A 21857-nucleotide genomic window follows, 5' to 3' on the forward strand; every position below is an offset into this window, starting at 1 on the left:
TTTTCAGTCGATGCCGACCATCACGTCCGAGGCCTTGACCACGGCATAGGCCTGCTTGCCCTTTTCGAGCTTGAGATCGGCGACGGCTTCGTTGGTGATCGAGGCGGTGACGATGGCGCCGCCGCCGATGTCGATGCGGACATGCGAGGTGGTGGCCCCTTTGACGATTTCGGTGATCGTTCCCTTGAGAACGTTGCGGGCGCTGATCTTCATTGGCGTCCCGTTCGCTGTTTATCCCCGGTCGTCTTATCAGAACAATCAGGCAGTACCAATCGCAAGACCAGATAGCGTTTCAGCAGACCAGGCCTTCCCTTGTTATATCCATGCGGATATATCGGTCTGCAGGTTCGAGCCGATCGGATTTTGAACCCGGGGAGAGTTTCCGATGACGCGCAAAGGTTTCGGGTTGAGGGTGGTCGCCATTGGCGGTTTTGCGGCTGCGTTGATGGCGGCAATGCCGGCAGCGCGCGCGGAAGACAAGGTCGTGGTGTTTGCGGCGGCAAGCCTCAAGGATGCGCTCGACGCGGTGAACAAGGCCTGCGAAGCCGATGTCGGCGAGGCCGCGACCGTTTCCTATGCCGCGAGTTCGGCATTGGCCAAGCAGATCGAGGGCGGGGCACCGGCCGACGTCTTCATCTCGGCCGATCTCGACTGGATGAAATATCTCTCCGACAAGAAGCTGACCAAGCCCGATACCGAAGTGAAGTTGCTCGGCAACCAGATCGTGCTGGTGGCGCCGAAGGATTCGACGGTTGAGACCAGGATCGAGAAGGGCTTTGACCTCGCCAGGCTGGTTGGCGACGGCAAGCTCGCCATGGGCGACTTCAAGGCCGTGCCGGCCGGCAAATACGGCAAGGCGGCGCTTGAAACGCTCGGCGTCTGGTCCTCGGTCGAGGGCAAGGTGGCGCAGGCCGAGAATGTCCGTGCGGCGCTCAAGCTGGTTTCGACAGGCGAGGCGGCCCTCGGTATCGTCTATGCCACCGACGCGCACGCCGAAAAGGGCGTCAAGGTGGTCGGCACCTTCCCGGAGGATTCACATCCGCCGATTATCTATCCGGTTGCCCAGACCGCCGATTCGAAGGACAAGGATACGACGGCCTTCCTGAAGTGCCTGCAGTCCGCCAAGGCCGGCGCGCTCTTCAAGGAACAGGGCTTCACCGTGCTCACGCCGAGCAACTGAGTTCGAAAAAGGCCCCGATACCGCACGATGAACTGGCTGCTGGACCTCACTCCCGACGAATGGAATGCGGTCCGGCTGTCCATCAAGGTGGCGACGGTCGCGATGATCGCGAGTTTGCCGCCGGGCATAGCGATCGCGCTGCTGCTTGCCCGGGGGAAATTCTGGGGCAAGACACTGTTCAACGGGCTGGTGCATCTGCCGCTGATCCTGCCACCCGTGGTGACCGGTTATCTCTTGCTTTTGACTTTCGGAAGGCGCGGCCCGGCCGGCGCATTCCTGGCCGAACATCTCGGCATCGTCTTCTCGTTTCGCTGGACGGGTGCCGCCCTTGCCTGCGGCGTCATGGGCTTCCCTCTGATGGTGCGGGCGATCCGCCTATCGATCGAGGCAGTGGACCGCAAGATGGAGGCGGCCGCGGGGACGCTCGGCGCCAATCCTGTGTGGGTGTTCGGCACCATCACGCTGCCGCTGATCCTGCCCGGGCTGATCGCCGGCGCCATCCTGTCCTTCGCCAAGGCGATGGGCGAGTTCGGCGCGACGATCACTTTTGTCTCCAACATCCCTGGCGAGACGCAGACGCTGCCATCGGCGATCTACACCTTTACCCAGGTGCCGGGCGGCGATGAAGGGGCGCTGCGGCTGACGCTGATTTCCATCGTCATCTCGATGGCGGCACTGGTCGCCTCGGAAGTGCTGGCGCGGCGCGTCGGGCGGCGGATGGACATCGAATGAGCGTCCTTGTCGACATCAGCCACCGGCTTGGCGATTTCGCCATCGATGCCCGCTTCGAGAGCGCCGGGCGGCTGACGGCGCTGTTCGGGCCGTCGGGCTCCGGCAAGACGACGCTGATCAACATGATCGCCGGGCTGATCCGGCCGGACAAGGGGCGCATCGAGATCGACGGCCGCGTTCTGGTCGACACCGGTGCCGGCATTTTCGTGCCAAGGCACAAGCGCCGTATCGGCATGGTGTTCCAGGATGCGCGCCTGTTTCCGCATATGAGCGTGATCAGCAATCTGCGCTACGGCCGTTGGTTCACGCCGGCGGCGGAACGCTACGCGGATATGGACAGTGTCGTCGAACTGCTCGGCATCAGCCCGTTGCTCGGGCGGCGACCGGCAAAGCTCTCGGGCGGCGAGAAACAGCGCGTGGCGATCGGCCGGGCGCTGCTTGCCAGCCCGAAGCTGCTGCTCATGGACGAGCCGCTGGCCTCGCTCGACGAAGCGCGCAAGGCCGAGATCCTGCCCTATATCGAACGGCTGCGCGACGAAACGAAGATCCCGATCGTCTATGTCAGCCATTCGGTCGCCGAGGTGGCGCGGCTGGCCAGCGACGTGGTGATGCTGGCGCAGGGCAAGGTCACCGCCAGCGGCCCGACCGAGGCCGTCATGCAAAGGCTTGACCTGTTGCCGGCCGAAGAGCGCGGCGAGGGTGGCGCCGTGCTGGACACGAAGGTACTGCGTCACGACGAGACTTTCGGGATGACAGTGCTCGGCTCGGCCGCCGGCGAGATCCGCGTGCCGCGCCTTGAAATGAAGCCTGGGGCTTCCGTGCGTATCCGCATTCGCGCTCGCGACGTGATGGTCGCCACGGAGAAACCGACGGGCCTCAGCGCGCTCAACATCCTGCCCGGCACGATTGTCGCGATCAGCCCGGGCGAGGGGCCGACGGTCGAAGTCGGCATCGACTGCAATGGCGCAACGGTGCTCGCCCGCATCACCGAACAGTCGCGGCAGGCACTGAAGCTGCGTCCCGGCGGCAAGGTTCTCGCGGTGGTCAAGACGGTGAGCTTCGACCGGGCGAACACCGGCGCCGGCTTGCCGCTCGAAGCCGACGGCTGACAGGGGTGGTGATCGCCGATATATTGTTTTGGAATAACGGTCGCTGAAGCTGAAGCGATCGTGGAGGAGCAAAAATGCCGTCGCTGAGCTTGCGGATAAATCTCGATCCGGATGGACGGATCGGTCCTGGCAAGATCGAGCTTCTGGAGCACATCGCCACGTTCGGATCGATCTCGGCCGCCGCGCGCGGCATGGAGATGTCCTACAAGCACGCCTGGGATCTGGTCGAGGACATGAACCGGGTGTTCGGCAAGCCGCTGGTCTCGGCGCAGACCGGGGGCCGCAAGGGCGGCGGCGCGCAGCTGACGACGGTCGGCCTGGCGGTGGTCAGCCGCTTTCGCGCCATCGAGCGCGCGGCGTCCGCCGCAGCGGCGACGCATATGGATGCGCTGCAGGCGGAGATCGAAGCGGGGTAGGGGGATAGTCAGTAGTCAGTAGGGATTAGGACAGCTTCACTACTCACCACTCCTGCTTCCGCAGCAAATACGTGTCCATGATCCAGCCCTTTTCCCTACGCGCTTCGTCGCGGCGCTTTTCGATCTCCGCGCCGACATCACCGAGGCGGCCGGAGATGATGATCTCGTCCGGTGTGCCGAGATAGGCGCCCCATTGGATGAAAAGATCCTGGTCGGCCAGCGTGTTGAAGGCGCATTTGCCGTCGAGCATGACGACGGCGCTGCCGGCATTGTCCGGCATGCCTTCCTCGGTCAGGCGGCGGCCGGTGGTGATCAGCACGGGATCGCCGATGCGGTTCAGCGCCGTTTTGTGACTGGCGGCCAGCGCCTGGATGGCTGTTATGCCGGGGATGACTTCCAGTTCGAAGGCGACATTGCCCCTCAGGCGCACGCGCTCGAGGATGCGCAATGCGCTGTCGTAGAGCGAGGGATCACCCCAGATCAGGAAGGCGCCGCAGCCATCCCCGGCGATCTCGTCGCGGATCAGTCCCTCGTAGATGACGGCGATCGCCTCATGCCAGTCGTCGACGGTCGAGCGATAGGAAGACGTTGGTTCGGCGCGCACCGGCACGTCGAACTCGACCCGGCGTGAGGTCGGGTTGGTGACGAAGCGGTCGCAGATGCCGCGCCGCAGGTCGGCGAGCTCTGTCTTGTCGGCGCCCTTGTCGGGAATAAACAGGACGTCCGCCCGGTTCAGGCCCGATATGGCCTGAACCGTCATGTGGTCGGGATTGCCGGCGCCGATGCCGATGACGAGAAGCTTGCGCATGGCGCGAACTCCTGCCCGATCGGAACCTGTTAGTCCAGACCGCGCGTGCGTGTCCAGACCGCATGCGTGTCCAGACCGCATGCGTGTCCAGCCGGTCACGCATGCCCTGGACGCGGAAGGGCTTTGAAACGCCGCATTGAAACGGCTAGGGTCATGAGGGCATTCTCGCCGAGGGGGCTTTCATGCTGCGATATATCTTGACCACCGCGCTGGCCCTGTCGGCGGCGCCTGCATTGGCCAACGACTCGGTTGCCGAACTTGGCACCGGCGGCCTGATCCTGTCGCGCAGCGATGCCGTGGCGATGCAAAGCGAGGACCTCTTCATCTCGCCGCAAAAGGTGACGGTCGACTACGTCTTCCACAACAACACCGACAAGGATGTCGAGGCGATCGTCGCCTTCCCGATGCCCGACATTTCAGGCGATCCCGAGGAGATGCCGGCGATCCCCGAAAACCAGAGTGACAATTTCCTCGGCTTCGAGGTGACGATCGACGGCGCGCCGGCAAAGCCTGAGCTCGAGCAGAAGGTGTTCGCGCTCGGCATCGACGTCGGCACGGATTTGAAAGCCCAGAACGTGCCGTTCAACCCGTTCGGCGACGCCGCCAAGGCGGCACTGGCGAAGCTTCCGCAAGCGGTGGCCGACGATTGGGTCAACCGCGGCATCATCATCGAGGACACTGTTGACGACAGTGGCGGCCAAAAACCCGGCTATGCGCCGTTCTGGCAATTGCGCTCGACCTATTGGTGGCGCTCGACCTTTCCGGCCAACAAGGACGTTCACGTCTCGCACCGCTACAAGCCTAGCGTCGGCGGCACGTCGTCGGTCAGCTTTTTCAATGAGGGCCAGTTCCAGGGCTCATACGCCGCCTACAAGACCCGCTACTGCATGGACGGCACTTTCGAGAATGCGGTGCGCAGGGCGGCGAAGGACAATCCGGACGGCTATCCCAAATTCTACGAAAGCCGCATCGCCTATATCCTGACCACCGGCGGCAACTGGGCGGCGGGCACCATCGGCAAGTTCAAGCTGACCGTCGACAAGGGCAATCCGAAAGCCCTGGTCTCGTTCTGCGGCGACAATGTCAAAAAGGTCGGGCCGACGAGCTTCGAAATGACAGCGAAGGATTTCTATCCCGAGCATGATATCGATATCCTCCTGCTCGAACCGTCGGACAGCAATGGCGGGGACGCAAACTGATGCATGTCACGATCTACGTCGCCATTGCCGAGAACGGTGTGATCGGGCGGGAAGGCGGGTTGCCCTGGCGGCTCTCCACCGACCTCAAGCGCTTCAAGGCAGACACGATGGGCAAGCCCATCATCATGGGCCGCAAGACCTATGAAGGCATCGGCCGCCCGCTGCCGGGCAGGCTGAACATCGTGGTCACCCGCGACAAGGCCTGGCGCGCCGAGGGCGTCGAGGTGGCGCATACGCTGGAAGCCGCGATCCAGCTGGCGACCGTGCGCGGCCGCTGCATGAGCGGCGTCGACGAGGTCTGTGTCATCGGCGGCGGCGAGATCTATGCCCAGGCGCTGCCGCTGGCCGACCGTCTGCACGTCACCCATGTTCTGGCCGCCGTCGACGGCGATGCGCATTTCCCGCCGATCGACCCCGATACATGGCACGTGGTCAGTTCGCAGGAGGTTCCATCAGGAGAAAAGGACAGTCATGCGACGCGCTATACGGTTTACGAGCGCCGCCGCGAGATAGTTTGAAGACAAAAGCGCGATTGTAGGACGACAAAGGGTCGCTACCGGCCCAAATCCGATGAAGTCGGCGGGCGTCGCGTTGAAAGCGCGCCCTGGCGTCCCTATAGAAGAACGACACTGGATTTGCGCCGTAACCGCGGCGCTTGAGGGAATTCCAAGCGAAAGGACATTCATGCCCTGGAACGACAAAGGTGGCGGAGGCGGCGGCCCGTGGGGTGGCGGCGGTAACAACCAGGGCCCCTGGGGGCAGGGACCGAAGGGACCGAGCGGCCCGCAGGGGTCGCCTCCAGACCTCGAAGACATCATTCGCCGTGGCCAGGATCGGCTGAGGCGCGCGCTGCCCGGCGGCGGGGGCGCCAGTCCGGCCGTGTTCGGGCTGATCGCCGCGGTGCTGGTCGTTCTGTGGGCCTTCCAGGCGGTCTATACCGTGCAGCCCGACGAGGTCGCGGTCGAACTGCGCTTCGGCAAGCCGAAGGCCGAGCTTTCCCAGCCAGGCCTGCACTTCCACTGGTGGCCGCTCGAGACCGTCGAGACGGCCAAGATTTCAGAGCAGCTCGTCGACATTGGCGGCGGCAACACCAGCGGCAACGGCCTGATGCTGTCGGGCGACCAGAACATCGTCAATGTGCAGTTTTCGGTGGCCTACCAGGTCTCCGACCCGCGCGCCTACCTGTTCGACGTCTCCGACCCCGACGGCATGCTGCGGCAGGTTGCCGAGAGCGCCATGCGCGAAGCGGTCGGCCGCCGGCCGGCGCAGGACATTTTCCGCGACGACCGCCAGGGCATTGCGGCCTCGGTGCGCGAGATCATCCAGACGACGCTGGACGGCTACAAGGCCGGTCTCAACGTCAACGCCGTCTCCATCGAGGACGCGGCGCCGCCACGCGAGGTGGCGGATGCGTTCGACGAGGTGCAGCGCGCCGAGCAGGACGAGGACAAGTTCGTCGAGCAGGCCAATCAGTATTCCAACCAGAAGCTCGGCCAAGCACGCGGCGAGGCCGCCCAGGTCCGCGAAGACGCGGCCGCCTACAAGAACCGTGTGGTGCAGGAAGCCGAAGGTGAGGCCCAGCGCTTCATCTCGGTCTACGACGAATATGTCAAAGCCCCCGATGTCACGCGCAAACGCCTTTATCTGGAAACCATGGAGAGGGTTCTGAAGGACTCGAGCAAGGTCATCGTCGAGCAGGGCAACGGACAAGGTGTCGTGCCCTATCTGCCGCTGCCCGCATTGCAGCCGAAACCACCGGCACCGGCCGCGCCGGCTGCGAACACGGGAGGTACCCAGTGATGGCCAACCGTCTTCCCATTTTCGCCGTCGTGGCGGCGGTTATCCTTTTCCTGATCTACTCCTCGGTCTTCGTGGTCAATGCGCGCCAGCAGGCGCTGGTGCTCCGCTTCGGCGAGATCGTCGACGTCAAGAGCGAGCCAGGGATCTACTTCAAGGCGCCGTTCTCGTTCTTCGACGCCGACACGGTGCAGCTGATCGAAAACAGGGTGCTGCGCTTCGACCTCGACAACATCCGCGTCCAGGTGTCGGGCGGCAAATTCTATGAGGTCGATGCCTTCATCGCCTACCGCATCTCGGATCCGCGTGTCTTCCGTGCGGCAGTGTCCGGTCAGATCGAACTGGCCGAGGCCCGGCTCAGGACGCGTCTCGACGCTGCCTTGCGCCGCGTCTACGGTCTGCGCGATTTCGAAGCCGCGCTCTCCGAAGAGCGTGCCGTGATGATGCGCGAAGTCCGCGATCAGCTCAGGCCCGACGCCACCTCGCTCGGCTTGCAGATCGAGGACGTCCGCATCCGCCGCACCGATCTGACGGCCGAAGTCTCCCAGCAGACCTACGACCGCATGAAGGCGGAACGCCTGGCGGAGGCCGCGCGGCTGAGGGCACGCGGCAACGAAGCCGCACAGCGCATCACGGCACGCGCCGATCGTGAAGTGGTCGAGATCGTTGCCGAAGCACGCAAGGAGTCCGAGATCCTGCGCGGCGAGGGCGAAGCCCAGCGCAGCGCCACCTTCGCGGGAGCCTATCAGCGTGATCCGGCGTTCTTCGATTTCTACCGGTCGATGAATGCCTATGGTACCGCGCTCGACAACACCGGGACGACGATGGTGCTGTCGCCGGGCTCGGAGTTCTTCCGCTTCTTCCGCGATCCCGACGGCAAGGAAGGGCCGGCGAAACCGGCCTCGCCAGCAACCGCGCCGGCTGCGGCACCTGCCGCGCCGACGACACAACCCAGCACCGGCCAGTAGCGGCCGGTGCAAGATTTCTTCGCGGCGATAGGCCTGGTCCTTGTCATAGAGGGCCTGGTCTATGGCGGCTTCCCCAGCTTTGCGAGGAAGCTCGCGGGCGAAGTGCTGTCGATGCCGGAGAATGCACTGCGGATCGGCGGCCTGGTGGCGATCGCCATCGGTGTCGGCATCGTCTGGCTGGTGCGGAGCGGGTAAAGGCATCCGGTTTGCGGAATAACGCTCGATTTACGCTCCGCCGATAGCCATAGCCGCAAACGTGCCGTATTTCTTGCCATCATGGCGCGACACGGCGTTTTCGTCGAAGCGCTTTTCTCTTTCAGAAATGCCGGGAGGCTTCTCGATGACATCCAACACCCTTTTGCGCGCCGCTCGACGGACGTTGGTCGCCGGCGCCGCAGCGCTTGTCCTGGGCACCGCAGCCGTTCCGTCTTTCGTGACGCCGACATTCGCCGCCGACGGACCTGCCTCGGTTGCCGACCTGGCGGAACGCGTGCTCGGCGCGGTGGTCAACATCTCGACCTCGCAGACGGTGAAGGGCACCGAAGGGCCAAGCGCCGTGCCGATGCCGCAGCTGCCCGAAGGCTCGCCGTTCCAGGACTTCTTCGACGACTTCTTCAAGAACCGCGGTGGCGAAAAGGATGGCGGCTCGCAGAAGGTGCAGTCGCTGGGCTCGGGCTTCGTCATCGACGCCGAGCAAGGCATCGTCGTAACCAACAACCACGTGATCGCCGATGCCGACGACATCGAGGTCAATTTTTCCGATGGTGTGACCTTGAAGGCGACGCTGGTCGGCACCGACACCAAGACCGACGTCGCGGTGCTGAAGGTCGATCCGAAAGGCCACAAGCTGACGGCGGTGAAATTTGGCGATTCCACCAAGATGCGCGTCGGCGACTGGGTGATGGCGGTCGGCAATCCGTTCGGCCTCGGCGGTACGGTCACGGTCGGTATCGTCTCGGCGCGCAACCGCGACATCAATTCAGGCCCCTATGACGACTTCATCCAGACCGATGCGGCGATCAACCGCGGCAATTCGGGCGGACCGCTGTTCAACAGCGCCGGCGAGGTCATCGGCATGAACACCGCGATCATTTCGCCCTCCGGCGGCTCGATCGGCATCGGCTTCTCCATTCCCTCGCAGCTCGCCTCGGGCGTCGTCGACCAGTTGCGCCAGTATGGCGAGACGCGGCGCGGCTGGCTCGGCGTGCGCATCCAGCCGGTGACGGACGACATCGCGGAAAGCCTGGGGATGGCGACCGCCAAGGGCGCGCTGGTGGCCGGCGTCATCAAGGGCGGGCCTGTCGACAACGGCACCATCCAGGCCGGCGACGTCATCATCAAGTTCGATGGCAAGGACATCCACGAAATGCGCGACCTGCCGCGCGTCGTGGCCGAAAGCCCGGTGGGCAAAGCCGTCGACGTGCTGATCGTGCGCAAGGGTGTCGAGCAGACGGTGAAGGTGACGCTCGGCCGGCTCGAGGATGGCGAGAAGCTCGCCAGCGGCGAGAATGGCAACACCGACCAGGACAAGGGCGGCGACAAGGCTCCGGCCGTCTCGACCGCCTCGGTGCTCGGCATGACCGTCGGCGAACTCAACGACGAGACGCGCAAGAAGTTCAGCATTGCCGCCGATGTCTCGGGTGTCGTCGTCACCGATGTGGCCAAGGATTCGGCCGCCGCCGAGCGCGGCATTCAGCCGGGCGAGGTGATCACCGAGATCGCGCAGGAATCGGTCGCCACGCCCAAGGATGTCATGGACCGGATCGGCGCGCTGAAGGAGCAGGGGCGCAAGAACGCGCTGCTGATGCTGGCGTCGAAGACCGGTGAGCTGAGGTTTGTCACGATCCGGATGGATTGAAGTCGGCAGGACTGCAAAAATCTGATTTTAATGGAAAGGGCGGTTAGAGAGCCGCCCTTTTTCTTGCCTGCCAGTCTTGGCGAGGCAACCGGTAGAGCACATGCCGCTTGAGCGCGGGATGGCTGTCCGGAATGTCGGGATGGTCGAAGTCGTTGGCCGGGTCGGCGCTCATGCCGAGGCGTTTCATCACGGCGGTCGAGCGATGATTGCCGGTTACGGCGAAGGAGACGATCTCGTTGACGCCCAGCGTCTGGAAGCCGTAGGCGAGCCAGGCCTCCGCCGCCTCGGTGACATAGCCCTTGCCCCAGTATTCCGGCGCCAGCCGCCAGCCGATCTCGATAGTACCGGCCGGCAGGGAGGGCACATGATCGGTCTTGAGGAGCCCGACGAAGCCGATGCACTCGCCGGTGGCGGCAATCTCGGCGGCGGCAAAACCATAGCCGTCCTCGGCGATCCAGGATCGGAACTCGTCCATCTTGGCGTCGGCGGTAGCTCGGTCGCGGCGGAACGGAAAGAATTCCATGACGCGCTCGTCGGAGTTGATGCGATGGAACAGCGCGCGGTCGCGCTCCTCCCAGTTGCGCAGGATCAGGCGTTCGGTGCGGATTGGTTTCATTGCAAGAATTCTTCCTGCCGGTAGCCCTGCAGATAGAGCAGCGCGGTTAGGTCGGCATGGTCGATCCGGACTTTTGCCTGTGCTGCCACTGTCGGCTTGGCGTGCAGCGCGACACCGGTTCCGGCCAGGCGGATCATGTCGAGATCGTTGGCGCCGTCGCCGACGGCGATGGCATCGGCCGGCGCCAGGCCAAGGCGCGCGCAGATTTCGAGCAGCGCCTCGGCCTTGGCGGCGCGGCCGAGGATCGGCTCGCCGACCAGTCCGGTGAAGCGTCCGCCCTGGTCGAGCAGGCGGTTGGCGCGGTTTTCCTGAAAGCCGAGCATCTCGGCGATGCGCGTGGTGAAGACCTCGAATCCGCCCGAAACGAGCGCTGTCCAGGCGCCGTTGGCGCGCATGGTCTGGACCAGTGCGCGGCCGCCCGAAGCCAGCGTCAGCCGATTGGCGACGATACGGTCGACCACTGCGGCGTCGAGCCCCTTGAGCAGCGCCACGCGCTCGCGCAGCGCAGGCTCGAAGGCGATCTCGCCATTCATCGACCGCGCGGTGATGGCCGCGACGCGATCCTTGACGCCGATCTCGTCGGCCAGCTCGTCGATGCATTCCTGGTCGATCATGGTCGAATCCATGTCGGCGAGAAGGACTTTCTTGCGGCGTGTTTCAGCCTGCTGAACGATCACGTCGACTGGTTCGGCGCCCAGTGCGGCGCGAAGCTCTGCAGTGGTTTCATCAGCCTGCGCCGCTGGCGGCAGGGCAAGATCACAGGCAATGCCTTCGGCCAGCCAGACGACAGCGCTTGCGCCCACCGACCGTGAGGCCATATTCGCAAGCGACGGCGACAGAGCGCGGTCAGCGGGACGGGAAACAAGCGTGGCAATGAGCGGCATAGAGAATTCCGGCGCGGATGCGGGCGAAGGCCGCGTGAAGAACGCGATCCTGATAGCCGGGCCGACCGCCAGCGGCAAGTCGGCGCTGGCGCTTGAGCTGGCCGAGCGCACCGGCGGCGTCATCGTCAACACCGATTCGATGCAGGGCTATTCGGTTCTCGACGTTCTGACCGCTCGGCCGGAGGCGGCCGAACTCGCACGCGCGCAGCATTTTCTCTATGGGCATGTGCACCCCGGCTCTGCCTACTCGACCGGCGCCTGGCTGCGCGACGTGATGAAACTCATCGACGACGGAACGCTCTCGCGGCGGCCAATCTTCGTCGGTGGCACCGGCCTTTATTTTCGTGCGCTGGCCGAGGGCATTTCGGAAATGCCCGATATTCCGCAGCGGATCCGCGATCGCTGGCGCTATGAGTTGAAGGAGCACGGCGCGGTCAAATTGCATGGCATCCTGCTGCGCGAGGATTCGAAAGTCGCCATGCAGCTGAAGCCGACCGACGGCCAGCGCATCGTGCGGGCGCTCGAAGTGCTCGACGCCTCCGGCCGGTCGATCCTGGACTGGCAGGGCGAGCGCGGCCGGCCGCTGATCGACAGGCAAAGCGCGCATTTCCTAGTCATCGAGCCGGATCGGGCGGCGCTGGTCGACCGCATCGAAAGGCGTTTCGACCGGATGCTGGACAAGGGCGCGCTGGAGGAAGTCAAGCAGCTTGCGGCCCTTCGTCTCGATCCGGACCTGCCGGCGATGAAGGCGATCGGGGTTCGCGAGCTGCAGGCCGCAATTGCAGGGCAATCGAGCTTTCCCGAGGCGATCGAGCGCGCCAAGATCGCTACCAGGCAATATGCCAAGCGGCAAGCGACCTGGTTTCGACATCAGTTGGGGCCGGAATGGCAGAGATTGCGTCCCAATGACAATCTCGAAACCACGATCCAAACACTTGTTGCTAATGCAACTTAAAAAGTTGACCTTGAGGACAGGGTTCCCGCCGAAGTTGCCGGGATTAACGCTCCGTAAGGCGGCCCGTGCCATAAGATCGAGGGGCACTTTTCATCGGGGAGCAGATGCGTTTCCATAAGGCGGAATCCGCTTTTTTCGTCTTTATCTTCGTGATCCTGGCCGCTGGCCTGGTGACGCTGCACGCCTATGGGCTCTTGCAATCCTTCGCCACGGAACTCCATACGCAATCGGGCCTGGACAAGGTCATCTACCTCAACAAGCTGTTGTTCGCGACGGGCGTGCTGCTTGCGACCGCGCTGTTTTTCGGCATCTTCTTCATCTACCCGCTGATCCGCAAACAGGCGACGGAAGAAGGCAAGCTGCGCGCCATGACGGTTTCGCTCAGCGCCCGCTCCGAAACGCTCGAGCACGCCGCCCTGACAGACGGCCTGACCGGCATGCAGAACCGACGTTATTTCGACGACGCGCTGAACGAATATCTCGAGGAGTTCCGGCGCATCGAAAAACCGGTCGGGCTGATGATCCTCGATCTCGACCATTTCAAGCAGGTCAACGACAGCCACGGCCACGATGTCGGCGACGAGGTGCTCAAGGCTGTCGCCAGATGCCTCAAGGACATGACCCGCTATCACGACGTGGTGGCGCGCCTGGGTGGTGAGGAATTCGCCGTGGTCACGCCCAACATGGAGGCGGACCTTCTGGCCAAATTCGCCGAGCGCATCCGCAAGGCGATCGCCAACATGTCGATCCTCTCCGGCAACAATGTCCGGCTCAAGATCACGACCAGCGTCGGCCTCGCCGTATGGGACCGCAAGGAAACCGCCGAAGAGTTCTATCGCCGCGCCGACCGCCAGCTCTACGAAGCGAAGAGGCAAGGCCGCAATCGCGTCTGCGCCTAAAATCCCGAAGAAGAATTCATGAGGCCGGTTGCCTGATGCGGCTTTCTCGACTTCCCCGTTCTACTGCGTCGCAGTAGAACTGAGCTCACGGACTGAATGTCCGCTCCGCTCCGGCTTCTCGAAAGCCACGTCATTCAATTCGGCCTGACGAATTCCCTTTCGGGATTTGGCCAAGCGTGAATGCCGATGAGATCAGAGACCTGTTAGGTTCAATCGTTCTGTGGGCGCAGGCCGAAGGTCGCGGGTTTGAGGCCGTAGCGTGTGTCGAAATCTTCGTCCGACTGCACGCGCGCCGTCGCCGGCGGTTTGCGGTAGTCGGGATCGCCGGCCTGGCGGCCGGAATCGACCACCTCGGCAAATGGTATCGCCTGGCTCTGTGGCTTCGGCACGTTGCGCAGCCGCTCCACGATCGCCACCAGGTCGACCTCGCCGGCTTTCGTCACTTCTTCCTCGTGCTTGGCCGTGCCAGGCAGCAGGTGAGCGGGCAGTCTTTCGAATTTCAGCCGCATGGTCGTCGCCACGCCTTCGCCGAAGGCGATCGCCTCGCGCTGCCCCATGGAAGACAGGAAGGCGAGCGTCGAGGCGGACGAGTCGGCGATTGCCGAGCGGATGATCGCCTGGTCCTGCTCGTTGGCAAGCCGCATGGCGAAGAAGGTCGAGCATTGCGACAGGATGGTCGGGTCCAGCTCGCCCGGGCGCTGGGTGACGACGCCGAGATAGCAGCCATATTTGCGGCCTTCCTTGGCGATGCGCGACAGCGCATGCCGGGTCGGCGCGAAGCCGAGGCGCGAATCGGCCGGCATGTAGCGGTGCGCTTCCTCGCACAAGAACAGGAGCTGCAGCTTGCCTTCGCTCCACAAAGCGAGGTCGAAGGCCAGGCGCGCCAGCACGGAGCAGACGGAATTGACCACTTCCGAGGGCATGCCGGCCATCTCGAAGCAGGTTACCGGGCGGCCATGGTGCGGCACGCGGAAGATGTTGCCGATCGTCTCGTGGATGGTGTCCTCGATCAGGCGCGAATTGAACATGAAGCGGTAGCGCGGATCGGCAGCCGCGGATTCGATGCGCGTCTTCAGCGATTTGAGCGTCGGGCGATCGTTCTTGCTTTCGAGCATGCCCATGCGCTCGTCGATCTGCTTGAGCAGGTCGGCGATGCGGTAAGGCACCGGCGTATCGGCGGTCAGCGCATCGTTGCCGCGCCTGAGGTAGGCGCCTGAATTGGGGTTGCGGTAGAGGTTCTTGGCCAGCGGAACGAGGTCGCGAAGGGCGTCGATCTCTTCCGGCACCGTTTCGCGTCCGCGAAACAGCACTTCGGCGAATTCCTCCAGCGTGAACATCCAGAACGGCAGGTCGAGCGTCTTGGAATCGACCCGGACGCAATATTCGGGCAGCGAGGCGGCGAACTCGTTGTGCGGATCGAGGATCAGGATCCGCAGGTCGGGTCGCGCCGCGATCGACTTGCGCAGCAGCAGCGACACGGCGGTCGACTTGCCGACGCCGGTCGTGCCGACAATGGCGAAATGGCGCGCAAGCGTATCATCGATGGCGATGTTGGCGGCGATGGCCTCGTCCTGCGCCAGCGAGCCGATGGTGATGGAATGGCGGCCGGCCAGGTCATAGACGGCCTGCAGGTCGCGGGTGCGGATACGGTGCGCGACGGCGCCGATATGCGGATAGCTGGTGATGCCGCGGTCGAAGATCGGCTTGGCGCCGGGTTCGGCGCCGTCGCGCACTTCGCCGATCAGTTCGATGCTGACCTCGATGGCGTTCTGGCCTTCATTGCTCCAGGCCCGATCCGACTTGCCGATCGCATAGACCAGGCCAACGGTGCGCGTCGTGCCCAGATTGATGGAGATCATCTTGCCAACCGTCCACAGGCCGGTGATCGCACCGTCGACATCGTCGGCATAGGCGCTGATTGTGGCGCGCGCGCCGTCGCATTGCACGACGTTGCCGAGGATGCGCCGGTCGTTCTGCTCTGCGTTGCGGCGCTCCTGCGATGTCGGTTCTCCGACGGAAGCTTCGCGTTCGACATACATGGACAGGCCAATCCCCATTTCCCTGGAGACGGAGCCTACAGGAACGGGGTTAAGGTCGGATGAGGTCGGATGGTGTAGAGAGGATTAAGGACCCTGTGAAAATTATCGTGAGATGGCTCTTCACCTGTCTTGTTGTTTCGCTATAATGGACGAATGGATGATATAGCGAACGATATTTCCTCGACCATCGGCAAGAGGATCCACGCCGAGAGGATCATGCGGGACTGGTCGCTGGCCGAACTCGCCGAACGGTCCGGCGTTTCCAAGGCGATGCTGAGCACGATCGAGCGCGGCATGACCAGCCCGACGGCCGCACTTCTGGTGCGCATTGCGGCGGCCTTCGGCATGACGCTGTCGACCCTCATCGCGCGCGCGGAACTGCAGAGCGGGGGACTGCTGCGCGCGGCCGACCAGCCGGTATGGCGCGACCCCGATACAGGCTATGTCAGGCGGCATCTGTCGCCGGCCTGCGACATGCCGCTCGAACTGATCAAGGTCCATCTGCCTGCGGGCGCGAAGGTCAGCTTGCCCGCGGCTTCCTACGCCTTCATCAAGCAGCAGATCTGGCTGATCTCGGGAAAACTCGAATTCACCGAAGGCGATCAGGTGCACAGGCTCGAACCGGGCGACTGCCTGGCGCTCGGGGCGCCGTCGGATTGCACCTTCCATGCCCTGGAGCCGGGCGCCGACTATCTCGTCGCTCTGGTCAGGGGCTGACGTCATGGCAAGACGGCCTACGCGCTCCCACAATGGGGGGCCGCCTCTTGACGAGTACAAGGGGCCGCCATGGGGCAAGGGCGACCCTTACATCTTCCTGGCCTGGCAGGCGGCGCACGCCAAGGCGTGGAAGGCGCCAAGCCGCGACGTCATGCTGATGCGCATGGACAAGGCTGAGCGGCTGGGCCTGACCTATGAGGAATACACGCTCGAAATCCTGGAGCGCGGGCGACATCTCAGTGAAGAAGACACCGAACGCATCAGCGCCATCAAGGCCGCGCGCAAGCGCCGGCGGTCGCACCATCTCGAATGACGCCGGCGCCATCGACCCCGGTAATCGTTTCCAGAGGACCAGGTATGAATACCATCGAAATCGGGCCGTTGACCGCCAGCCGGGAAACTCTTGCAATGCTGACCGATCTGCTGGTCGAAACGGTTGCCGCCGGCGGATCTGTCAGCTTCATGCATCCGCTGGCGGCGGAAGCGGCAAGGGCATTCTGGGAGACGTCGCTGGCCGCGGCCGCACGAGGAGAAAGAATGGTGCTCGGGGCCTGGGACGGCGGGGCTCTGGTCGGGACGGTCACCTTGCTGCTCGACTGCCCGCCCAACCAGCCGCATCGGGCCGAGATCGCCAAGCTGATGACATCAGTCGAATACCGGGGCCGGGGTGTGGGGACACGCCTGATGCGGGCCGCCGAACGCCTCGCGGCGGAGAAGGGGCGCACGTTGCTGGTTCTGGACACGGCGGCGGAGGAGGGGGCTTCGGGCCTCTACGAAAAGCTCGGCTTCATCCTCACCGGCGAAATTCCTGACTATGCGCTGAAACCGCATGGCGGGCTGACGGGCTCGCTGATCTACTGGAAGCGTATCGGCATAGCTTCGCGGTAGCGCGCCAGTCAGGTCCGGGCCCCGCCGGCAAGGCGCTTTATCAGCCAGTGCCGGAAATCCTGCTCGGCACTTGTCAGTTGCGCGGTCGACGGCCTGGTCAGAAAATGCCCTGACGTGCTGGAGAGTTCAAAATCGGAGAGCGGGACCAGCGTCCTGCTGTCGAGCGCCGCGTCGACAAGCGGTCGCGACCCCAGCAGCACGCCGGCGCCGGCGCTCGCCGCCTCCATGGCGGCGACGAAACTGTCGAAGCGGTGCGACCGCTGGGGATGGCCGGCCAATCCGGCCGCCGCGAACCATTCCGACCACATCTCGCGCGCGCCGGCCACCAGAAGCAGCGGCAGGGATGTCCAGTCGGCGGCACTGGCGAGCGCCGGACTTGCCACCGGCACAAGCCGCTCGGCGGTCAGCCTCTCGGCCTCGCGTCCGGGAAAGGATCCGTTGCCGAAACGGATGTCGAGCGCCGAGCCCGGCAGATCGTAGTCGGTCGGCCGATGGATCGTCACCAGATCGAGCTGGACGCGCGGCAGCGCCTCGGCGAGATCGGGCAGCGCCGGCACCAGCGCCAGCAAGGCAAACGAGATCGGCACCCGGATAGAGACGGTCCGGACGGCGCGTGGTTCGAACAATTCCGTGGTGCTGCTGGCAATGGTTGCGAAGGCCGACTGGATGTGGGGCAGGTAGGCGGCACCCTCCGGCGACAGCGCGACCCCACGCGCCAGCCGCGAGAACAGCCGCGTCTTCAGCCGTTCCTCGAGCAGCCGGATGTGCTGGCTGACCGCCGCCTGTGTCAGGCCGAGTTCGGCCGCTGCCGCCGTGAAATTCGACAGCCGCGCCGCGGCTTCGAAACTGCGCAGCCAGTCGAGCGGAGGCAAGGCGGGGATGGTTCGTCGTGCCATTAGTCAATCGGGGTCATTGGCCAAAAAATGATAATTTGAATTATGCCTATGGCGCGATCAACATGCAATCGAAACCCTGCGGATCGGACCGTGGGGCGTAGCGGACAGGATGGATCTCAATGCTTACCCACGCGCTGGTTGGCGACGAAGGCAGAACAATCGAACTTGGCTGGGCAGACGGGAGGCGCACCCGCTTTCACGCCATCTGGCTGCGCGACAATGCGCTCGACGACAAGACGCGCAGCGCCGGCAACGGCCAGCGGCTCGTCACCATCCTCGACATTCCCGCTGGCACGAGAATTGGCGCCGCTTCCATCAAGGCCGGGGCGCTGGAGATCAGCTTCGAACCGGAGGGAAAGACGGTCAGCTTTCCCGCCCAATGGCTGCGTGCAAACGCCTATGATCGCGACGAGACACGCCAGCCCGGTTGGACAGGCGATGTCATCCAGCGCTGGACCAAGGCGACGATGCAGAACTGCGTGCCGCGCGCCAGCTACAAGGCGGCCTTCCATGACCGCAGCGTGCTGCGCGAATGGCTTTCGGCGGTGAGGACTTATGGCTTTGCGGTGATGAATGGGCTGCCGGCCGAATCCGGGGCGCTGTGCAAGGTGTCCGACCTGTTCGGCTACGTCAGGGAGACCAATTACGGGCGCTGGTTCGAAGTGCGCGCCGAGGTCAATCCGAACAATCTCGCCTACACCAATCTGGGCCTGCAGGCGCATACCGACAATCCCTATCGCGATCCGGTGCCGACACTGCAGATCCTGTCCTGCATCGAGAACACGGTGGAGGGCGGCGAATCGAGCGTCGTCGACGGTTTTGCCGTCGCCGCAGCCCTGCAGGCGGAAAACCCCGAAGGTTTTCGGCTGTTGAGCTCCCATGCGGCGCGGTTCGAATATGCAGGGTCATCGGGCGTGCGGCTGCAGTCCAAACGGCCGATGATCGAGCTTGGCCCCGACGGCGAACTGATCTGCATCCGCTTCAACAACCGCTCGCTGGCGCCGACCGTCGATGTGCCGTTCGCCGACATGGATCGCTACTATGGCGCCTACCGCCGCTTCGCCGAACTGATCGAGGATCCATCCTTCGAAGTGACCTTCAAGCTTGAGCCCGGCCAGGCCTTCATCGTCGACAACACCCGCGTCATGCATGCCCGCAAGGCGTTCTCCGGCACCGGCAAGCGCTGGCTGCAGGGATGCTATGCGGACAAGGACGGCCTGTTGTCGACGCTCGCGGCGATTGAACACGGCTTCAAGGAGGCCGCGGAATGAGCGGCCAGGATCTGAACGCGGACACCATCGTCGAGTTCATCGCCGACACTTTCGAGCGCCGGGGCGCCGAATCCTATCTCGGCGAGCCGGTTACGATGTCCGAGCACATGCTGCAGGGTGCTTGGTTGGCGGAGCAGGATGGAGCGCCCGAGGTGCTGGTGGCGGCCGCGCTGCTGCACGATATCGGCCACTACACCAGCGAGTTCGGCACCTATTCGCCCGACGATGTCGAGGACAAGCACCATGACGAGGCCGGCGGCGAGGTGCTGGCGCCGTTCTTCCCACCGGTCATCGTCGAATGCGTCCGGCTGCACGTCGCCGCCAAGCGCTATCTCTGCGCCACGGACCCGACCTATTTCTCCAGGCTGTCGCCGGCTTCGGTTCATACGCTGTCGCTACAGGGCGGACCGATGAGTGCCGAGGAGGTCGCCGAGTTCCGCGAGAACCCGTTCCATGAGGAAGCGGTGCGGGTTCGCATCTGGGACGAGGGCGGCAAGGTCGCCAATATGCGGACGCGGGCGTTTCGCGACTATGTGCCGTTGCTGCAGCGCGTCGTGCACGACTTCGCCAATCGGCCCTGACGCAACCAATCACGGGGAAGAGACAGCCCATGTGTTTCCGCTTCGACGGCGAAAACGCGGTGGCCGCATACCGGATGGAGACCTGCCGCGAGCGTTTGGCCGGCGAGGGCGTTTTCACGCCATCGCCGACCACCCCAAGCGGCGAGACCGGCGGGCGCGCCGCCGCCGGTCGAAGTCCCCGAAGCCGGGCAGTCCCGCCTTGATGCGAGGGAAGCCGACTAGCCCTTGTGATGGACCTCCTGGAGCCCGTAGACCGGGGTCGGCAAGCCAACCTGCCGGGCTTTCAGCTGCAGCGCCAGATATTGCGAATAGTGGCGCGACTGATGGAGGTTGCCACCATGGAACCACAGCGCCTCTTGCTGGGTCGGCTTCCACATGTTGCGCTGCTCGCCTTCCCAGGGGCCGGGGTCCTTGGCGGTGTCGGAGCCAAGGCCCCAGACCTTGCCGACCTTGTCCGCCACCTCCTGAGAGATGAGGTCCGCCGCCCAGCCGTTCATCGAGCCGTAGCCGGTGGCATAGATTACGAGATCTGCGGGCAATTCGGTTCCATCGGCGAATTTGACACCGGTTCGCGTCAACTCTTCCACCGCGGCGCCTGGTCCGCTCTTGAGCTTGATCGAACCGTCGATGACGAGGTCGCAGGCGCCGACATCGATGTAGTATCCCGAACCGCGGCGCAGGTATTTCATGAAGAGGCCCGAGCCGTCATCGCCCCAGTCGAGCAGGAAGCCGGCCTTTTCCAGGTCCGCGTAGAACTTGGCGTCGCGTTCCTTCATCTGCTGGTAAAGCGGGATCTGGAATTCGTGCAGGATGCGGTAGGGCAGGGAGGCGAAGATCAGGTCGGCCTTGCGTGTCGTCATGCCGTTCTCGACCGCCTGCTCCGAATAGAGCGAGCCCAACCCGATATCCATCAGCGTGTCGGACTTGACGATGTGCGTGGAGGAACGCTGCACCATGGTGACGTCCGCGCCACCCTCCCACAGAGCGGCGCAGATGTCGTGGGCGGAGTTGTTGGAGCCGATGACCACGACCTTCTTGCCGCGGTATTTGTCCGGGCCGGGATGGGTCGAGGAATGCTGCTGCTCGCCCTTGAAGATGTCCTGGCCCTTGTATTTCGGCCAGTTCGCCTTGCCGGACATGCCGGTGGCCAGCACCAATTGCTTGGGCTTGAGGACGATCTCTTCGCCGTCGCGTTCGACCACGACAGTCCACTCCTTGGCCTTCTCGTCGTATTTCGCGGATTTCGCCGACGTGGAGGACCAGTAATTCAGCTCCATCACCTTGGTGTACATCTCGAGCCAGTCGCCGATCTTGTCCTTCGGCGCGAAGACCGGCCAATTCTTGGGGAAGTCGATATAGGGCAGATGGTCGTACCAGACCGGATCGTGCAGGCAGAGCGACTTGTAGCGCTTGCGCCAGGAATCGCCCGGGCGTTCGTTCTTTTCGATGATGATGGCCGACACGCCGAGCTGGCGCAGACGTGCCCCCAGCGCAATGCCGCCCTGACCGCCGCCGATGATCACGACATAGGGCTGTCTGCTGCGGCCGAGTTCGGCGATCTCGTCGTCACGCTCCTCGCGCCAGGATTTCCTGTCCTTGCCGTGACCATGCTTGGCACCGAGCGGTCGAGTGAAGCCGGACTTCTCCTCGTGTCCCTTCAGTTCAGCCATGGTGGTGAGCAAGGTCCAGATGAAGTCGCCCTTGAAGCGCACCAGGCCGAAGCCGCGCGCCGCCCTCGTCTCGAAGGTGATCCAGGCAGTGGTGACGCCGTCTGCCTCGCTCGCTTCCTCGCCTTCCGCAACCTTCCAGTCGCTCGGTCCGGTTTCAGCCAAGGTTGCCGTCAGCATGTCGCGAACCTGGTCCTGGCCCTCCATCGTCTTCAGGTTCCAGGTAAAGGTGACAAGGTCGCGCCAGTAGCAATCCGCCTGGAAACAGTTGACGGCGGCGTCGATGTCGCCGTCCGCAAGCGCCTTGCCGAACTTGTCGAGCAGCGCCTGCGCCTTCGTGGTGGGGGTTCTCTCGAGCATGTTTTCTCCTCCGGTTG

Annotated in this window: 25 protein-coding genes; 17 read left to right on the forward strand and 8 right to left on the reverse strand. The window is 64.0% G+C overall.

Annotated elements, in window-relative coordinates:
- Positions 1-3 precede the first annotated feature (3 nt).
- The gene (locus EN861_RS26165) at positions 4-213 is read right to left on the reverse strand and encodes a molybdopterin-binding protein (RefSeq protein ID WP_063172453.1); all 210 of its coding nucleotides are present in this window, start codon (positions 211-213) and stop codon (positions 4-6) included.
- A 172-nt stretch (positions 214-385) separates the two neighbouring features.
- Here EN861_RS26165 and modA point away from each other — a divergent pair, with 172 nt between their 5' ends.
- From modA to EN861_RS26185, 4 genes are all read left to right on the forward strand, one after another.
- Positions 386-1180 carry a molybdate ABC transporter substrate-binding protein gene (gene modA / locus EN861_RS26170; RefSeq protein ID WP_135866479.1) on the forward strand — a complete coding sequence of 265 codons (795 nt, stop codon included), beginning with the start codon at positions 386-388 and terminating at the stop codon, positions 1178-1180.
- Positions 1181-1207: 27 nt separating this feature from the next.
- Positions 1208-1912, forward strand: a complete 705-nt coding sequence (gene modB, locus EN861_RS26175) for a molybdate ABC transporter permease subunit (protein ID WP_135866481.1) — start codon at positions 1208-1210, stop codon at positions 1910-1912.
- Complete coding sequence (gene modC / locus EN861_RS26180) at positions 1909-3021, forward strand: molybdenum ABC transporter ATP-binding protein (protein WP_135866483.1); 1113 nt, start codon at positions 1909-1911, stop codon at positions 3019-3021. Before modB ends, modC begins: the two co-directional genes overlap by 4 nt.
- Positions 3022-3095: 74 nt before the next feature.
- Positions 3096-3437, forward strand: a complete 342-nt coding sequence (locus EN861_RS26185; protein WP_127279684.1) for a winged helix-turn-helix domain-containing protein — start codon at positions 3096-3098, stop codon at positions 3435-3437.
- Between the two features lie 43 nt (positions 3438-3480).
- On the opposite strand, the gene cobF is transcribed toward EN861_RS26185, so the two are convergent.
- Positions 3481-4245: a precorrin-6A synthase (deacetylating) gene (gene cobF / locus EN861_RS26190; protein ID WP_127279685.1), complete on the reverse strand. Its 765-nt coding sequence runs from the start codon at positions 4243-4245 to the stop codon at positions 3481-3483.
- Between the two features lie 182 nt (positions 4246-4427).
- On the opposite strand from cobF, the gene EN861_RS26195 reads away from it, so the two are divergent.
- The 5 genes from EN861_RS26195 to EN861_RS26215 all read left to right on the forward strand — a co-directional run bounded on the left by EN861_RS26195 (position 4428) and on the right by EN861_RS26215 (position 8404).
- Complete coding sequence (locus EN861_RS26195) at positions 4428-5444, forward strand: DUF4424 domain-containing protein (RefSeq protein WP_135866485.1); 1017 nt, start codon at positions 4428-4430, stop codon at positions 5442-5444.
- A complete protein-coding gene (locus EN861_RS26200) occupies positions 5444-5962 on the forward strand; it encodes a dihydrofolate reductase (RefSeq protein WP_127279687.1) in 519 nt (172 codons plus the stop codon). Before EN861_RS26195 ends, EN861_RS26200 begins: the two co-directional genes overlap by 1 nt.
- Before the next feature lie 166 nt (positions 5963-6128).
- On the forward strand, positions 6129-7244 hold the full coding sequence (gene hflK / locus EN861_RS26205) for an FtsH protease activity modulator HflK (protein ID WP_127871641.1): 1116 nt from the start codon (positions 6129-6131) through the stop codon (positions 7242-7244).
- Complete coding sequence (locus EN861_RS26210; RefSeq protein WP_135866488.1) at positions 7244-8209, forward strand: protease modulator HflC; 966 nt, start codon at positions 7244-7246, stop codon at positions 8207-8209. Before hflK ends, EN861_RS26210 begins: the two co-directional genes overlap by 1 nt.
- 6 nt (positions 8210-8215) lie before the next feature.
- Positions 8216-8404, forward strand: a complete 189-nt coding sequence (locus EN861_RS26215) for a DUF2065 domain-containing protein (protein ID WP_127281294.1) — start codon at positions 8216-8218, stop codon at positions 8402-8404.
- A 30-nt stretch (positions 8405-8434) separates the two neighbouring features.
- On the opposite strand, the gene EN861_RS36685 is transcribed toward EN861_RS26215, so the two are convergent.
- On the reverse strand, positions 8435-8560 hold the full coding sequence (locus tag EN861_RS36685; RefSeq protein WP_272483008.1) for a hypothetical protein: 126 nt from the start codon (positions 8558-8560) through the stop codon (positions 8435-8437).
- Here EN861_RS36685 and EN861_RS26220 point away from each other — a divergent pair.
- Positions 8550-10067, forward strand: a complete 1518-nt coding sequence (locus EN861_RS26220) for a DegQ family serine endoprotease (protein ID WP_135866490.1) — start codon at positions 8550-8552, stop codon at positions 10065-10067. The two genes, EN861_RS36685 and EN861_RS26220, sit on opposite strands and share 11 nt — an antisense overlap.
- 43 nt (positions 10068-10110) lie before the next feature.
- Here the strand turns inward: EN861_RS26220 and EN861_RS26225 are convergent, their stop codons facing one another.
- Both EN861_RS26225 and serB read right to left on the reverse strand, forming a co-directional pair.
- Positions 10111-10683 (reverse strand): GNAT family N-acetyltransferase, encoded by a 573-nt coding sequence (locus EN861_RS26225; RefSeq protein WP_127280406.1) that lies wholly within the window; start codon positions 10681-10683, stop codon positions 10111-10113.
- Positions 10680-11567, reverse strand: coding sequence for a phosphoserine phosphatase SerB (serB, locus tag EN861_RS26230; RefSeq protein ID WP_127280405.1), 888 nt, complete (start codon positions 11565-11567; stop codon positions 10680-10682). Before serB ends, EN861_RS26225 begins: the two co-directional genes overlap by 4 nt.
- Here serB and miaA point away from each other — a divergent pair.
- Both miaA and EN861_RS26240 read left to right on the forward strand, forming a co-directional pair.
- Positions 11557-12522 (forward strand): tRNA (adenosine(37)-N6)-dimethylallyltransferase MiaA, encoded by a 966-nt coding sequence (gene miaA, locus EN861_RS26235; RefSeq protein ID WP_135866492.1) that lies wholly within the window; start codon positions 11557-11559, stop codon positions 12520-12522. The two genes, serB and miaA, sit on opposite strands and share 11 nt — an antisense overlap.
- A gap of 104 nt (positions 12523-12626) precedes the next feature.
- Positions 12627-13421, forward strand: coding sequence for a GGDEF domain-containing protein (locus EN861_RS26240; protein ID WP_127871635.1), 795 nt, complete (start codon positions 12627-12629; stop codon positions 13419-13421).
- Positions 13422-13630: 209 nt separating this feature from the next.
- On the opposite strand, the gene EN861_RS26245 is transcribed toward EN861_RS26240, so the two are convergent.
- On the reverse strand, positions 13631-15460 hold the full coding sequence (locus EN861_RS26245) for an ATP-binding protein (protein WP_127280695.1): 1830 nt from the start codon (positions 15458-15460) through the stop codon (positions 13631-13633).
- Between the two features lie 153 nt (positions 15461-15613).
- Between EN861_RS26245 and EN861_RS26250 the strand changes: the two genes are divergently transcribed.
- The 3 genes from EN861_RS26250 to EN861_RS26260 are packed head-to-tail and all read left to right on the forward strand — an operon-like array spanning position 15614 to position 17065.
- Positions 15614-16177 carry an XRE family transcriptional regulator gene (locus EN861_RS26250; protein WP_127280696.1) on the forward strand — a complete coding sequence of 188 codons (564 nt, stop codon included), beginning with the start codon at positions 15614-15616 and terminating at the stop codon, positions 16175-16177.
- 4 nt (positions 16178-16181) lie between these two features.
- Positions 16182-16490, forward strand: coding sequence for a hypothetical protein (locus tag EN861_RS26255; protein ID WP_127280697.1), 309 nt, complete (start codon positions 16182-16184; stop codon positions 16488-16490).
- A 44-nt stretch (positions 16491-16534) separates the two neighbouring features.
- Complete coding sequence (locus tag EN861_RS26260) at positions 16535-17065, forward strand: GNAT family N-acetyltransferase (protein WP_135866495.1); 531 nt, start codon at positions 16535-16537, stop codon at positions 17063-17065.
- A gap of 8 nt (positions 17066-17073) precedes the next feature.
- Here EN861_RS26260 and EN861_RS26265 read toward each other — a convergent pair whose 3' ends face one another.
- Positions 17074-17961: a LysR family transcriptional regulator gene (locus EN861_RS26265; protein ID WP_135866497.1), complete on the reverse strand. Its 888-nt coding sequence runs from the start codon at positions 17959-17961 to the stop codon at positions 17074-17076.
- 119 nt (positions 17962-18080) lie between these two features.
- Between EN861_RS26265 and EN861_RS26270 the strand changes: the two genes are divergently transcribed.
- Complete coding sequence (locus EN861_RS26270; protein WP_135866499.1) at positions 18081-19232, forward strand: gamma-butyrobetaine dioxygenase; 1152 nt, start codon at positions 18081-18083, stop codon at positions 19230-19232.
- Positions 19229-19813 (forward strand): HD domain-containing protein, encoded by a 585-nt coding sequence (locus EN861_RS26275; protein WP_135866501.1) that lies wholly within the window; start codon positions 19229-19231, stop codon positions 19811-19813. Before EN861_RS26270 ends, EN861_RS26275 begins: the two co-directional genes overlap by 4 nt.
- Before the next feature lie 218 nt (positions 19814-20031).
- Here EN861_RS26275 and EN861_RS26280 read toward each other — a convergent pair whose 3' ends face one another.
- Positions 20032-21840: an NAD(P)/FAD-dependent oxidoreductase gene (locus EN861_RS26280; protein WP_135866503.1), complete on the reverse strand. Its 1809-nt coding sequence runs from the start codon at positions 21838-21840 to the stop codon at positions 20032-20034.
- Positions 21841-21857 lie beyond the last annotated feature (17 nt).

This window comes from Mesorhizobium sp. M8A.F.Ca.ET.218.01.1.1, assembly GCF_004791165.1.
In the GTDB taxonomy this organism is placed as follows: Bacteria; Pseudomonadota; Alphaproteobacteria; order Rhizobiales; family Rhizobiaceae; genus Mesorhizobium.